Annotated in this window: 8 protein-coding genes; 2 read left to right on the top strand and 6 right to left on the bottom strand. The window is 44.9% G+C overall.

The features are described 5' to 3' along the window. Positions 1–230 precede the first annotated feature (230 nt). Entirely contained in the window at positions 231–1,163 is a 933-nt protein-coding gene (locus HGP28_RS04715; protein ID WP_168835291.1) for a TAXI family TRAP transporter solute-binding subunit, read from the top strand. Positions 1,164–1,175: 12 nt separating this feature from the next. Next, positions 1,176–3,089 carry a TRAP transporter permease gene (locus tag HGP28_RS04710; protein WP_168835290.1) on the top strand — a complete coding sequence of 638 codons (1,914 nt, stop codon included), beginning with the start codon at positions 1,176–1,178 and terminating at the stop codon, positions 3,087–3,089. A 129-nt stretch (positions 3,090–3,218) separates the two neighbouring features. On the opposite strand, the gene HGP28_RS04705 is transcribed toward HGP28_RS04710, so the two are convergent. From HGP28_RS04705 to HGP28_RS04680, 6 genes are all read right to left on the bottom strand, one after another. Then, complete coding sequence (locus tag HGP28_RS04705; protein ID WP_343033806.1) at positions 3,219–5,432, bottom strand: glycoside hydrolase family 3 N-terminal domain-containing protein; 2,214 nt, start codon at positions 5,430–5,432, stop codon at positions 3,219–3,221. A gap of 121 nt (positions 5,433–5,553) precedes the next feature. Further along, positions 5,554–6,645, bottom strand: coding sequence for an AraC family transcriptional regulator (locus HGP28_RS04700; protein ID WP_168835289.1), 1,092 nt, complete (start codon positions 6,643–6,645; stop codon positions 5,554–5,556). A gap of 455 nt (positions 6,646–7,100) precedes the next feature. Further along, positions 7,101–9,467, bottom strand: coding sequence for a glycoside hydrolase family 3 N-terminal domain-containing protein (locus HGP28_RS04695; RefSeq protein WP_168835288.1), 2,367 nt, complete (start codon positions 9,465–9,467; stop codon positions 7,101–7,103). A 506-nt stretch (positions 9,468–9,973) separates the two neighbouring features. Beyond that, positions 9,974–12,211, bottom strand: a complete 2,238-nt coding sequence (locus tag HGP28_RS04690) for an endo-1,4-beta-xylanase (protein ID WP_168835287.1) — start codon at positions 12,209–12,211, stop codon at positions 9,974–9,976. Between the two features lie 531 nt (positions 12,212–12,742). After that, complete coding sequence (locus tag HGP28_RS04685; protein WP_168835286.1) at positions 12,743–13,921, bottom strand: carbohydrate porin; 1,179 nt, start codon at positions 13,919–13,921, stop codon at positions 12,743–12,745. A 75-nt stretch (positions 13,922–13,996) separates the two neighbouring features. Beyond that, positions 13,997–15,628, bottom strand: coding sequence for an endo-1,4-beta-xylanase (locus HGP28_RS04680; RefSeq protein WP_168835285.1), 1,632 nt, complete (start codon positions 15,626–15,628; stop codon positions 13,997–13,999). Positions 15,629–15,953 lie beyond the last annotated feature (325 nt).

Genomic DNA, 15,953 nt, shown 5'->3' with positions numbered 1-15,953 from the left:
CTCAATCGCTCTTGAGCTTTTTTATTGCCTAAATGCCGAGGCCGGTTCGTCTCTCGATGACCTTGCATTTGACTCAATCAGTGAGCAAATTAACACTTCCATTACATTTTGTTTGCAATTTATTGCACAAAACATAGCCAAAGAGTAATGTTTAAGACTATTCCTAAAAACAACAAGTTAATAGAATCTTTAACTAAGATTTGAATTAATTACAGTTAATAATCAAGGAGATGACAGTGCTTAAACGGAATTTATTAATAGCGTTACTTGCGATGTTACCTGCACTGGCGAGTGCCGAAAACTACGCCATCGGCACCGGTGGTCAAAGTGGTATCTACTACCCTTTTGGGGGCGCGCTGGCTAAGATTTGGTCTGATAAGGTGCCCGGTGTGAATGCCAAAGCGGAAGTGACCGCGGCGTCAGTCGAGAACACCATTAAGGTGGTGCGTGGCGATATGATCGCGGGGATTGCCATGGGCAATGTGGTTCTTGACGCATACAACGGCGAGGGTAAGTTTCCGCAGAAAATGCCCGTAAAAACACTGTTTGCTCTATACCCTAACCTCGTGCATACCCTCACCCTTAAAGATTCAGGTATTGATTCTCTAGCGCAGCTAAAAGGTAAGCGGGTTTCCCTTGGCGCCCCAGCAAGTGGCACAGCGGTCACCTCAGCGGCACTGCTTGAATCAGTGGGCATTGACGTGAAAAAAGACATCGATGCAGTTTACCTAAACTACTCAGAAACCACTAACGCTCTGGCAAATGGTCAAATCGATGTGGGTTTTATCGTCGGTGGTCAAGGTGTTGGTGCGGTGACTCAGATTGCTCTAACGCATGACATTAAAGTGCTGTCTATCTCAGACGAAGAGACCGCCAACTTCATCAAACAGTACCCAGCTTATAGCGCTTATGATATCCCAGCAGGGGTTTACAATAAGGTTGATTCAATCTCCACGCTGAGTGTCTGGAATGTGTTAGTGGTTAACGCGAACATGAGCGATGAGATGGCGTACAACCTCACGAAAGCGGCCTTTGAAAACATTGGCGATATTCGTAAGGTCGTGAAAATGGCAGAGATGACAACACCTGCAAACGCCACGCGACTTCAAGCAGTGCCTCTGCATAACGGCGCGAAAAAATACCTAGATTCTGTGATTAAGTAACCCATCAGAACCATGGATATTTCCCCAGATAATCTATCCCCTTTTTCAAAGTCGCTTCGATACGAAAAATGGGGCAATGCGATGGGCTACCTGACACTGGCTATTGCGGTGTCATTGTCGGTATTTCAAATCTATCAAGGCGTGAGTTCGACCATTTCGGCGACCTATTTCCGACCCATCCACTTGTGTTGGGTTCTGGTATTGATCTTCCTTCACTATCCATTGGTTGCCAATCGGCAAAGCCGCTTTTTTCTCGTCGGTCAGTTTATCGATGTGATTTTGTGTGGTGTGGTCGTATTTGCAGGATACCGCCTGTCCATTTTTGATTATAACGACATCAACCATCTATTCTATGGCCTGCCCTTTGCCGACATGTTTGCGGGTGTTACCTTGCTGGCATTGTTGCTGGAAGGATGCCGACGTACTGTTGGGTGGGTGATGGTGTGGATTGCCGCACTCTTTCTCGCCTATAGCGCATTCGGCGACATGTTACCCAGCGGTTTTGCCATTAAGGCATACAGTTTACAAGAGCTTATCCAATTCCAGATTTATTCGGCAAATGGCGTATTTGGCTCTGCACTCGGTATTGCGGCGACAACGGTTTTCATCTTCGTGCTGTTTGGCGCTTTTCTTGAGGTCACTGGCGCAGGTAAGTTCTTTATTGATCTCGCTTTCTCTATTGCGGGCAAATATCGTGGCGGCCCAGCAAAAGCGGCAGTATTGGCATCAGCTGGTTTGGGTTCCATTTCAGGCTCGGCGATTGCCAATACCGTAACAACTGGCGCTATCACAATTCCCATGATGAAGAAGCTCGGATACAAACCTGAACAAGCGGCCGGTATTGAAGCGGCGGCCTCTACAGGGGGGCAGATCATGCCACCTATCATGGGCGCTGGCGCATTCGTTATGGCGCAGTTTACCGGCGTGCCTTACAGCGACATCATGATAGCCTCAATTGCGCCAGCGATTCTCTACTTCTTCTGCACTTTGCTTTACGTTCATCTGATGGCGTGCAAATTGGATCTGCAAGCGGTGAGCAAAACCGACGCAGTAATCGCGGTAATGAAAAATGGCGCGCATCACCTAATCCCGCTCATTTTCATTACTGTACTGTTGATGATGGCCTATTCACCGCTGCTCGTCGGGGTGGCGGGTTGCTGCGCGATTTTGATGACAGCGGCGCTGCGTAAACACAGTCGTATTGGTCTGAAAAAATTCATCGAAGGAATGAAAAACGGCGCTTTAATGGCATTGCCGATTTCTGCAGCCTGTGGCGCGGCTGGGATTATTGTCGGTGTTGTTGGGCAAACGGGCATTGGGCTTGAGTTTACTCAATTTGTCATGGACTTCTCCGGTGGCCACATGCTCATTGCTCTTGGCTTAATCAGCTTGGTCGCGTTGGTTCTTGGCATGGGTCTACCTGTAACAGCGGCGTACATTGTACTGGCGGTTATGGCAGTGCCAATGCTAACAGACTTTGGCTTGCCTCTGTTAACGGCGCATCTTATCGTATTTTGGTTATCACAAACGTCGAATGTGACCCCGCCGATTGCCCTCGCCGCCTTTGCCGGCGCTGGCGTTGCAAATGCAAACCCAATGAAGTCATCGGTAGAGGCATTTAAGCTTGCTGGCGGTCTGTTCATCATTCCAATCATGATGGCATACACCAATATCGTTAACCCAAATGATGGCATGCTTGCCCTGATGTTCTCCATTGTGCAGGCGCTGACGATTATTATCGCTATCGCTATCGCGATTGAGGGCTATCTGATCCGTTCACTGAGCCTACTTGAACGTTTGGTGGCATTGCTCCCGATCCCACTCTTGTTCTTCAACCCATTTGGCCTAGGCCCGTTAGGTATCGCGATCGTGGTTGGCCTGATCGTCATTCAATGGCGAGGCCGTGAGATGGCTCGACAAACGTGATAGGTTACAAGCAAAACTGCGTGATGGTGCAGGTATCCATCACGACATGAGGGGCAGTAAAAAAGGCGATAGCGCTATAAAAGACTATCGCCTACCTGCACCACAACGCAGTTTGACTCTAAGTGCCAGTTACAACGCAGTATCGTGGGTGACACGAATCGGTAGTGTCACGAGCGCTTCGTCGCGTGATGATGCGCCCACCATGACGTGAAACTCGCCTGCTTCCACAACTTTATTCAAATTTGCGTCAATCAAAGCAAGCTGCTCAAACGGTATGGTAATACGAATTTCTCGGCGCTCTCCAGCGGCTAATTCAACGCGTTCAAAGCCGCACAGCCGCTTAATTGGTGTGGTGACACTTGAATAAAGATCGCGCAGATAAACTTGCACAATTTCAGTTCCATCACGATCAGAGTCATTCTCCAATGTCACCATGACAACCACGTCTTGCATTGGCTCAATCACATCCGATTGAACTTGCGCGCTAAGATAGTTAAAGGTGCTGTAAGAGAGACCGTAACCAAAGCTAAACAGAGGATCTTTAGGCATATCAATGTAGCGTTCTTCGCCGTTTAAACGCGCGCTATTTTGTGCATGCCAGCCGGTGTATTTGTTGTAATAAACCGGGATCTGGCCTACATGAACTGGGAATGACACCGTCAACTTACCGCCCGGGTTGTATTCACCAAACAGCACTTGTTTTACCGCTTCACCACCAAATGGGCCTGGGTTAAAACCACAAATTAAGGCATCAGCGTTCTCGGCAATCCAAGGGATGGTCAAGGGTTTCGACGCGATAAATGCGACCACTAACGGTGCATTTGCTCGCTTAACCGCTTCAAGCATGGCTTGTTGCTGACCCGATAAAGTAAGATCGGCGCGATCATGGAATTCACCGTTTTGCGCTAGCGTGTCACCAACGCAAGCGATGACGAGATCCGCTGTTGCTGCCGCCGCTTCAATCTGGACAATTTCACTAAATCCATCATCAACACAATCGGCGCCTTTAATGTATTCAAGTGCAAAAGGATACGATTGCGCTGCATTGCGTAACGCTTGAAGTACTGTGACGGTTTGGTCTCGATGATAGGTATCATTAGTGGCACCCGCTTGCATTGAACCAAAAGACCAGTCGCCCAACTGCGCGATAACATCGTCCGCATTCGGGCCAATCAATAGCACTTTACGAGTACGATTTGGGTCAATCGGCAAAATGCCGTTATTTTGCAGCAGCACCATACTCTTTAGGCTGGCTTCAAGTGAGACATTCAAATGCGATTGAATACCCATGGTCGAGCTGCGATCAGGCGCAAAGAAACGCATCTCATCAAAAAGTCCTAGCTCAAATTTCTTTTTCAAAACTCGCGCGACGGCTTCATCCACAACCGACATATCAACCCGACCTTCGGCAATCAACTCTAGAGTCAGTGGATAAAATTCAGGTGTGGACATCATCATGTCGTTACCTGCCAATAGCGAGCGCAAGCACGCTTCTTTTTCATCGGCGCAAACGTACTGTTTGGTGTGCAAAGAACGCACGTTTTCCCAATCGGTGACGACAAAGCCGTCCAAACCCCATTGCGTTTTAGCGACGTCAGTGAGTAGCCACTTATCGACGGTACAAGGAATACCGTCAATCGCATGATAGCCAGTCATTAACGAGGCAACGTTGGCCTCTTTCACCGCTTTTTCAAACGGCGGCAAAAACAACGAAAGCAGTTTGCGACGTGAGGTATCACATTCGTAAGAATCACGGCCACCTAGCGTCTCACCATAGGCAACATAATGTTTTGCGCAGGCTAAAATCGACTCACCATCGTAGCCTTGCGGCCCTTGATACCCTTTGATGGTTTCTGCGGCCAACTCGCCAATCAGCCACGGGTCTTCACCATAGGTTTCGTTCACTCGACCCCAACGAGCGTCACGAGCGACACACAACACCGGAGAGAAAGTCCAATGCAAACCGGAGGCGCGAGTCTCTTTGGCCGTGATTCGAGCCATACGATACATCAGATCTTTATCCCAGCTTGATGACGCGGATAATTGAGTCGGAAATACGGTAGAATCGTTATCAAAACAGTGGCCATGAATGGCATCAATGCCAAAAATGAGGGGAATGCCAAGGCGGGTTTCTGCGGCGCGGCGCTGTAAGTTAACGGCGTTATCACCCGTGCAGTGTAAAAAACTGCCGATATGCCACTCTTCTAACTTGTCGGTATAATCACCAAAGTGTGCGGGCAACTGCATCAGTTGCCCCACTTTTTCTTCGACGGTCATTCGACCCAGCAAGTCTTGCACTCTCATGTCAATTGCATGAAGGGCATTTTTGTAAATTTCAGTCACCGCATTTCTCCATAACCAAAAATAATATTAAAATTTATTCAGTTATGAGAATGCCAGAATGGGTAATGATGTCTATTCTACAAATTTACAACTTGATTATTTATTTTACCCTTTGTGATATTTAATTTTGCCCTTGGCGGTAAGTGTATGGCGTATAACCAAATAACTTACGATACACTTGATATAAATAGCTTTGATTTGGATAACCACATTGAAGAGCAATACTTTCAATTGAGTTATTACTGGTTCGTAAAAGCTCTTTTGATTTTGCTATTCTAAGATCCGACAAATATTGATGTACTGTCATCCCTTTAGCAAAATAAAATCGATTATCTAATGTTCTTCGTGATACTCGACAATACTCAGTCACCTGCTTGACTTTAATGTTACGATGATAGTTATTGTGTAAGTAATACAGCGCCTGATTGACTATATCATCTTGATTCTCTTCAGATTGAGTTGAACTCTCATTCATCAATTTTTGTGGCAGGTATTTTTCATGCAAACGCTGTTTTGTGCTCTTAGCTTTGAGCAACACTTCCAGACAACGCTGCCCTAGCATGTATGGCGAAAGGTCGATTGACGTGAGTGGCACCGGAGAAATGGTTCTTTCGGCATCATCATAATCCGTGCCTATAATAGAAACCTGGTTTGGGATTGATATTTTACGATCAATGCAGTAATTCGATAATTTACGTGCCGCTCTATCGGTCGCGCAGTAGATCCCTATCGGAAATACACGTTTATTGAGCAATTCAAAAACATCGTCGTGGTACTTAAATTCCAACTCATTGGCACTGCTTGCAAAACATGCCACTCGCTCTTTGGCCCACTCTTGTTCGAGTTCGCTCGGATCCAAATAGTACGCAACATTCGAGATATTATTCTTAATAAACTGCCCTAGTACCAGACGCACCATCTGCTGATTATCGACCACCACCGTCGACGCATTTTCGGGCAACTTTTCAATTGTATGCCCAGAATACAGCAAAGTATGCGTATTTAATTTTTGCAGTACACCGTATTTATCTGCTTTATCGCCATCTGCAATCACATAATCCCAGTGTTGTTTTAATATATCTTCGGAATTATTTATCGATTCAATATGCAGAGTCGCTTTTAAACGACACTCATCGGCTTTTGCTTTTATTCCTTTTAATACTTCCCTGTCGTAATGATACATAGTATCAATCAACAATAACATCTTAGTCATGACGTACCCACCTCTATTGATAAAACAAATACTATCAGGATCAACGTAAAAGTTTCATCGAGCTCATCACAAATGAAAAAGATATAAATAAGGCTACCAAAAACTGCAAAATGTATAGCGGGAAATTATCGATAATGTTTTTACATTCTAATAAAATATTAATTTTAGATTGTTCTCCACAGAAGGAGAATCTATAAATTTTCCGCATTATATAAGCACAAACAATTGGTATTGCGAAACATTTATTTAGGCGGCAAATACCTGTGCACGCCACATTTGACGTGCACAGGCATCAGATAACGCCAGTTTATACTCAAACAACTTGGAATTGCAGGTAGGCGGCAAACGAGCAAAGCCTCTGAGCATAGGCAAACTATGTGATGAGGTTTGTGAGAGCCAGCCCTTTAATTTTTTGAAGAAAAGCGCTGCAACTTCAAGTAGGACGGGTATATTGATTAATCACAGGCCGTTATCGTGACATCACACTCCATGTTCCAGTAGGTTGGTAATACGTATTTTTCACCCGTTACAACCACAGTATCCGTGAATACAATATCTTTTGAGGAACGACCAATCATGATCTCAAATTCGCCCGGCTCAACCACGCGGCGATGCGAACTGTCGGTCAAGTTCAACATATCGGTTGGCAAGTGGAATTCAACATGAACTTTGTCACCTGCCGCAACGGAGACTTTCTTAAAGCCTTTCAGCTCTCGCACCGGTCGCACCACAGAAGCCAGCTTATCGCGCACATAAAGCTGAACCACTTCATCACCGGCAACCGCTCCGGTATTTTCTACCACGACACTGACCTGAATCGTTCCACCCATAGGAACTTCTTTGCTGGCCAACAGCATAGATTGATAGTCAAACGTCGTGTAAGTCAAACCGTAGCCAAAGCTGTATTTTGAACCAAAGTGATAAGCGATTGGCGTACCGCTAGATTTGAGTTTGTGATTGTAAAAATAAGGGATCGCGCCAACATTTTTAGGGATTGAGAGCGTCAAACGGCCCGAAGGTGACTTAGCGCCCACCAAAATATCTACAATGGCTTGCGCCCCTTCCTGACCCGGTGCCCAACCAAAAATCACCGCTGCCGCTTTTTCTTCCGCGCCACCTAAATTGTATGGACGGCCACCTGTAACTAGGATGACAACAGGCTTATTCGTCGCTAATGCTTGATCGATCAGCTGTTGCTGCACGCCGGGCAAATCAAGTGAATCAGTGTCTGATCCCTCACCCACAGTGCCGGTCTGGAATAAGCCTGCCAAATCGCCCACGCAAACGAGCAAAACATCTGCACTGGACACCTTAGCAATCGCGCTGGCAATACCACTGGCGTCTTTTGATACCGGCGATTCCATCTGCTGGCCTAAGGCCATATCAACATCACCAGGGAAAACTGGCGCGTTGGCGTGGCGCTCGGTAAGGATGTCACAGCCTTTTTCGTAAATGACCGAATCAAACGTCGCGCTCAAGGTATCTAATAATGTTGGAGCGACCTTAGAGTGATCTTCTGAATTACTTAAAATAAGGTGCACAGGGAAGCTGTAGCCCCCAAGCAGCGCAAGATGATCGTCAACCGTGGCCCCAACAACCCCCAGTGTGGTTTCTTTTGTTAATGGCAAGGTGCCATCATTTTCAAGCAGAGTTATCGACTCCAACGCCGCTTGGTAAGCCACAGCCTGAGTCTTCTGCGAGTTGAGTTCAATCGCGTGGCTGTCAGCGTATGGGTTTTCAAACAGGCCCAATTCAAATTTCACCGTAAGAATACGACGCACGATCTCATCAATTTTATCTAAGCTGATAAGCTTATTTTCGACCGCTAAAGCTAATTTGGAGGCGCAGGCATCATCCGGCAATTCAATATCAAGACCGGCATTAAAAGCCAGTGCCGCTGCGCCAACGCTATCTTCAGCAAGGTGGTGATGCGCTGCAAGTAAATCTACGCCGCCGTAGTCAGCCACGATGAGGCCATCAAAGCCCCATTGATTGCGCAGAACTTCAGTCAGCAAAAATTGCGACGCATGACACGCTTCACCGTCGATATCATGATAGGCAGGCATAACGGAACGGGCTTTACCCAATTTTACCGCCATTTCAAACGGCAATAAAAAGGTGTCGTTAAGCTCTTTAAAGCCAAGGTTAACCGGCGCATGGTTACGTGCCCCTTCGCTAAACGAATGGCCAACATAATGTTTTAATGTTGCCAGCACGTCGCGCTTTTCGCTTTGTAAGCCTTGAACATACTTGGTCGCGAGCACTCCCACGTGGTATGGGTCTTCCCCGAGAGTCTCTTCTGTGCGACCCCAACGGACGTCACGTGACACATCCAACACGGGTGCTAATCCTTGATGCGCGCCAACTTGCTTAACTTCTTCACGAATGCACTCGCCAATTAATTGCATTAGCTCAGGGTTCCATGTGTGACCATAGTTCAAAGACGATGGAAACAGCGTCGCATCCTTAGCCATCAAACCGACCAAACACTCCTCGTGAGACATGGCAGGAATGCCAAGACGCGTCTCTTCGACCAAGTATTTTTGCAATTGATTAAGCGCTTCAACACCTTCTTTTGCCGAAACCGAATGCGTACCCAAAGGCCGTGTAATTTGACCCAGTCCATGACGCAGGCGCTGCTCAACCGTTGGGCGCTCATAGTCAGACGCCATTTCCAATTCTCGGTCGGCGTGGTTACCATTCGAATCCAATAAAAGCCATTGGGCACTCATTTGTGCGATTTTTTCTTCAAACGTCATCAAACTGAGTAAGTTTTCAACTCGCTCGACAGTAGAGTAATTAGAATCTTTATATATGTTCATAATTTCTTGAGCCTAAGATATTATTTCTGAATACAAATGCATTTATGAAAATCACACCAAAACACTATACCCAAACAAGTTGAAGTTGCAGGTAAGCGACCAGCGAACAAAGCCTCTGAGCACTTCGTGAACATAGATGCGCTATGTGATGAGGTTTGTGAGCGCCCGTCAACACCGCTGCTGCTTCAAATAGAACGGATATAAAAATCATTTTCATAAAGCCACACCGCAATCAAGTGCCTAAAAAATAAAAAACACTGATATACTAAAAAAAACAAACCGCCACATGACGGAATTAATAAAATCCAAGCAATCATTCGATGCTTAAATTTCAACCAATGACCTTAATATTTAATGCTATACCAATATAACAAACCGCCATTTCAGCCAAAATGTGATATGTTGTATTCCAATTGTGGTTTTATCTCGTGGCCTAAAAAAACGCGTTTTGCTTCGCAAAAAAAAATGAGCGACGTATCGCTCATTTGATTTAGTTAACTGATTCTTTACTCAAAGGTTAACTTCGTTAGTTCTTCACCTAGGTAAGAAATATTCGATCCCGGAACGGGATAAAGCTGGTAACGGCGCGCTTTTCCATCATCGTTGTCTGACATGGCGATATTCCAACCAATCGCTTCACCACTTGCTATCGGCTTATCAAGTTCAATTGCAAAGTACAGAGTTTGTCCATCATCGCTCCATTGCGCGCGGTATTGATGTGGGTAACGTATTTTTTCAAAATCCTTACCCACGGTAGAGCGAAATTGCATTAGCTCTTCACCACGTTGGAAAAATAACTCAACGTTATCATTAAGGTAGCTCTCTTCCATTGAAGTGACCGTGATATCATCTTGGCGCTGAACCATGCCATACAGCCAGTTATCGTGATGTCCCACAGACCAAGTCGCGGCAATGGAGTCTTGCGACACTGTCATATCTTTCTTATCCAACTGATTAAATGCCAGTGAATAGTGATAACTTTCTTGCCAAACGGATGACTCGGCATCAACCGGTTTTTGGGTCAGGCTTTTCGCCACAAACGTCGGTGGTAACGCCACTGGTACCGCAGCCACAACCGCATTTTGACCATTCATAAATAGCTCACCGAATTCTTCACCTTGCCAGCCAATATTGGAGCCTGACAGTGGGTATAGCTGCGCGTGACGAACCGAATCCTCGGCGGTATTGTCGTTGTCAGATAGGGCAATATTAAACCCGATGGTTTCTCCGACGAGATCTTCATAGTCATCAAACTCAATGACAAAATCGAATTGTTGACCATCGTTGCTCCATTCCCCCTGGATCTCTCCTGGAAAATTCGCCGCAGCGAAATCTTGTCCAACAATCGAACGGAACTGCCAGAATTTGTCACCGAGACGAATAAATAGCTCCACATTGTCATTCTCATGCGCTTGCTTATTATTAGTGACCGTGAAGTCATCGTGGCGCAAGACTTGTCCGATAAGCTGATTATCATGGTAGCCTACCGCCCATTTACCACTGATATTCTCCGCCTTTGGCACCGTTTGGTTACGCACGCCCAGTTGGTTGTAAGCAAATGGATAATAAACCACGGCGTTGGCATCAAATGCGCCGCTTGGTAATGCTTTGGCATCAAATGCTTGGACATAACGCTGCACTAAAGTTAAATCAGTTGCTGGCTGATAACTAAACGTGCCAGCGGAAGCGTCTTCAAGCACTTGGTGCACCGCGTTATAAGCTGCCTTGGGTTGATAATTTTCATCAAACAACAGCGGACGACCATAGCCTTTGAACCAGTTTGGTACCCACGAATATTTATCGGTCAAACCCCAAGTTGTATACAAATCCACTTGCGGATAAAAGACCGCTAACTTCATCAACATTTCATAGCGTTTTGCTTGGTCAAACAAGGCGCTTTCACCATCACCATCACGCAGGCGCACATCAATTTCGGTAAAGTGAGTTTTTAAGCCGAGCTCTGATAGCCGTTCAATGTTGCGCGCAATCGACACGTCACTGATGGGGCCATCTGAGGTTAAGTGAAGCTGAGTACCGACACCATGAATTGGCACGCCTTTTTCAAGCAGTTTTTTGACATGACGATATACCCCATTGGCCTTTGCATTCATGCCTTCTGTTGAGTAGTCGTTGTAAAATAGAATCGCGTCGGGATCCGCCTCATGAGCAAAGCGAAACGCCATTTCAATATACTCTTCCCCTAGCGCGTTATACCACAGTGTTTCGCGGAATCCGCCGTTGTCATTAAACGCTTCATTGACCACATCCCAATATTTTACTTGCCCTTTATAGTGAGACACGACGGTTTTAATATGCGTTTCTAATATCTCAGCTAATTCCTCTTTTGACCACTGACCATCTTCAAGCCAGCTAGGGTTTTGAATATGCCATACTAGAGCATGGCCCTTAACCGTCATATTATTTTCAAGAGCAAATTCAACTAATTGATCGGCTTTAGAGAAATCAAACTGTCCTCGCTGTGGTTGGACATAGGAAAATTTCATTTCATTTTCGGGGGTTAATTGGGAAAACTCCTCAATCACCTTTTGTCTAAATAATGGATCTTGTAAATGGCGCGTTTCAAACGCCGTACCAACAGACAAATTGACCTGAGCGGCAAGCGACTTTAACGACGCTTCATTGCCCTGGTCAGCCATATTATTTTCGACGATTTGAGGTTCATTTGACGCTGTACAGCCGCACAGCATCAAACCGACTATCGCAGATAGAGTCAGTTTGTTCATTTTGTTCCCTTATTATTGTTCTAAGCCATATTTCGGAATATTGAAATTAAATAAGAAAAAATCTCACACCCTAAAAACCATGAACGAAAATATGCCAAAATTTATTTAGCATACAATCAGCCACAGCAATATTAAGTAGAGCGAAGACGTTTATTATTTTGTATCAATACACTCGTTGATTCACTTAACCGTGAATTAAAGGATTAGATTTAGAAATTATTGTTATTTAAAATGGAAAGTTACTCAAACAAGGTAAAGTTTCAGGTAGGAGGTGAACGAACAAAACCTCTGAGCACACCGTTAACATGAATAAACGACGTAATGAAGTTTGTGAAAGTCCACCCCTTAATTTTGTAAAGATAAACCCTGCAACTTTAAGTTATACTCAAACAACTTGGAGTTGCAGGTAGGCGACAAACAAGCAAAGCCTCTGAGCATAGGCAAACTATGTGATGAGGTTTGTGAGAGCCAGCCAACACCGCTGCAACTTCAAGTAGGAAGGGTATAAACGCGGGTATATATTAAAAGTGATTACCACCACGCCTCAAACATCGCACCCAAGGTGAGCGTATCGACTTTGACACCTTGTGGCTTATCGACATCACCGACAGTGGCATAGAAGCGTAATGTTGGTCGGCTCCAAGGCATTGAACCTGCAGTAATGTTTTGCGATAGCGTGGCTTTCCACCCTTTGGTTTCATCACCGTCATTATATTCTTCTACCGCATAACCGGCCTCAAGCCAGGTTGAGAACGTCTCATTCCACGTGAACATTGGACGCACTATTGCCGCGTATTCTTTATCACGCAATTTGCCGTTATTGCTCCAGTCCTTCGCATCCAGTCCTGCAAACTCTTTGTACGAAACCATATATTCCATGCTCACTGGGTTACCGATATTATAACGCCCTTCAAAGCTGGTATAGATGACTTGTAAATCGTCAGTACGCTGTAATACCGAATCATCCGCGCCATCAGAATAACGCAAAACGGCTTTGTAATTTCCGTCAATATTCATTGTTGCAGCGACTTGCCACGCTTTATTTTCGCGATCGTCTTTATTCGCTTTTTCCGATGCAAAACCAAAGTTAGCGTATAAGTCTAAAATACCATAACCAACATCTATGCTATGCAGTTTACTGGTCAAGGCGTAATTTCCGTTTCCTTCACCTAATGACAAACCATCTTCTGCGGTCAACACTTTCTCAACAAAACCCATATCCAGTTTCGCAAAGTCAAATGTCAAATTACGAAAACCAGCGCCTTGGCCATCGTGTGTCATCCAAAAGTAGTCGTTGAGAGATTGAGTATAACGCTGATGGAAATCGCGCCCGGCCCAGATATACATGTCTGGCTGAGCAGGAATAACATTTTTAACGCCTGCATAAATCTTTTTCAGATCAATACCACCGTTTGAGTTCCAATCAGAATGTGCCCAGTTGTCTATCATTAAAACGATGTCCCACTGCTGCCCTTCATTAGCTTCAAATGACGTTGAGAATTGGAACTCACCACCATTAAGTTCATTACCCAAGCGGCCTAACGTTCGGCCCATAGAGCCCATTTGAACGTATTGAGCCTCTTCAGCTTGATAATCAACGCCATAACGGGCGTAACCTGTAAACTCGACTTCAGCCGCATTTACCGCCATTGATGCAACAACAGAACTGACTGCAACGCTTACTAGCGTGAGTAATTTATTATTTTTCATTATTATTTCCCTATTCTTGGAGTGGCGTTAATCGTTAGGATTAACGCCGAATTTTGATTTAGGAGTGCAACAGATTTATTTAATGATCACGTTATCTATTTCAATCGCCACATCGGTAGGTAAGCCCGCAGCTTTCGCTTTGAAATTGATACCGAAACGAGTCATGTCAGGAATATCACTTGCAGGTAACTCAAATGTGATTGTGGTTTTTTCACCAAGGGTATATTCAAGCCCTTCCGCGCTGTATTCCCCTTTATATTCTCCGGCGGTTTGCTGAACCATTGACTGAATTGAGATACCACCCTCACCAAAGGCTTCTGGTACCAATACATCAAATTGAACCGTTCTTGCTTTAGTAAAATCGACATCAATCGTCACGCCCGTGCCGTACACGGCGTCTACCGCAGCCCAAGGCACAGTGACTTTCATTACGCCGTTTTCAACTTTCTCATAATCACCTACAATCGTTTGATAGGTATGGCTCCAGCCTTTATCTGATTCAAACTTATCTTCAAACGCAACTTCTGGCTCAGGTGTCGGCTCTTCACCTTTGTCGACAAGAATCGCTTCTGAAACGCCTGCAAGCGCAGGTTTGGCCTCAAGTTTTTCATTAAACATCAGTGGCCAATCAGGATTACCATGATGGGCAGGAAGCCAGCTATCTGCGTCAGACACGCCCCACACCGAAATGCCGCCACGTTGTGCTTCAGGAACTGCGGCCAAATATGCTGCAACGATCGCTTTGTAACGTTCTTTTTGCGCATTGGCTAAATCGAGAGTGAATTTACTTTGTTTACCATCTTTATTTAGTGCGACATCAAGCTCAGTAATTTTTACCATCAGTCCAGTATCTGCTGCTTTTTTTAGTGCCGCAGTGATATTTTCGATGGTTGGGAAATTAAGCTCGACGTGCATTTGAAAACCAATGCCCTCAATCAAGCTTTCAGCCGTATTCACCTCATCAATCATGGCCAAAACTGCATCCAGTTTTTTACCATTTTGTTCGGTGTTGAAATCGTTGTAATAAAGCAGGGTTTCTTCGTCTTTCTTCTCCGCCACTAATGCCGCTTTTGCAGTAGCGAAGGCCATTTTGACGTAATCTTTGCCAATACTGTGATACCAAAAACTGCCATAGTCACCTTCATCACGGTAGGTGCCATCTTCATTAAAGACTTCGTTCACCACATCCCAGCTTGTCACCACATCATGAGGGGCAAAGTTTTCAATCAGCTTGTTAATATGCGCTTGCATTGTTGCTTCACACGCAGCTTTATCTTTTGCACATTCATCTTTCATCCACTGTGGTGATGACTCATGCCATACCAGGGTATGACCGTGAACCGTCATTTCGTTTTCTTCGGCGTAATCAATCAGCGCATTGGCGTCATCAAATTGAAATTCACCTTTTTTCGGCTGCAAATACATTGGCTTCATAATATTTTCAGCGGTGATCTGTGAAAAATGCTTAGCGACAACCGCCTGCAAGTCTTCGCGCTTCATCACTGAATTCTCTGCATCACCTGCCGGTAGCGCGGCACCTATTGGATAGGTTTTCGCTGACTCTTTCAGTGAATCGACAGTGGGCACTGGAATGACTTCAGGCACTTCTGGCGTCGGCGTTTGTTTTGGAACTTCAGTATCGTCTAACAAACAACCTTGCAGTAATAACCCACTGGTTGCAGCGAGCAAGAAATGATTAAACTTCATATTATTTCCTTAATATATGAGAATACATAAACGAGAATAATTTCCTTAACGGATTTATTCATTACGCAATTTGGAAGTTTTGTTTATGTTTTTGATGAACTACTCTATTGTGTGACAATCGTCAACAAGAAGGCATAACAATGTATTTTTTAATTTAATACGCGTATTGGTTTTCATGACATGAATGAGTTTGGCGCAAAGGTTAATTCCAGATTCAAAAAGTAAAGGCATGGTGATATGAATAAACAGGCTCTAAATGAAACCTAACAAATAAACCATCAATTATGATATTTGGCAATGTGTTAGTTCTATTTTCCCTTGAGAA

Origin of the sequence: Vibrio agarilyticus (assembly GCF_012641465.1) — a bacterium.
GTDB lineage: Bacteria > Pseudomonadota > Gammaproteobacteria > Enterobacterales > Vibrionaceae > Vibrio > Vibrio agarilyticus.
The sequence above is the reverse complement of the archived record's forward strand: the minus strand, read 5'-3'. Positions and strand labels throughout refer to the sequence as shown.

Coding starts and splice junctions, on each gene's coding strand:
- HGP28_RS04690 (WP_168835287.1), bottom strand. CDS start 12,211: ATGAACAAACTGACTCTATCTGCGATAGTCGGTTTGATGCTGTGCGGC.
- HGP28_RS04685 (WP_168835286.1), bottom strand. CDS start 13,921: ATGAAAAATAATAAATTACTCACGCTAGTAAGCGTTGCAGTCAGTTCT.
- HGP28_RS04680 (WP_168835285.1), bottom strand. CDS start 15,628: ATGAAGTTTAATCATTTCTTGCTCGCTGCAACCAGTGGGTTATTACTG.
- HGP28_RS04715 (WP_168835291.1), top strand. CDS start 231: ATGACAGTGCTTAAACGGAATTTATTAATAGCGTTACTTGCGATGTTA.
- HGP28_RS04700 (WP_168835289.1), bottom strand. CDS start 6,645: ATGACTAAGATGTTATTGTTGATTGATACTATGTATCATTACGACAGG.
- HGP28_RS04710 (WP_168835290.1), top strand. CDS start 1,176: ATGGATATTTCCCCAGATAATCTATCCCCTTTTTCAAAGTCGCTTCGA.
- HGP28_RS04695 (WP_168835288.1), bottom strand. CDS start 9,467: ATGAACATATATAAAGATTCTAATTACTCTACTGTCGAGCGAGTTGAA.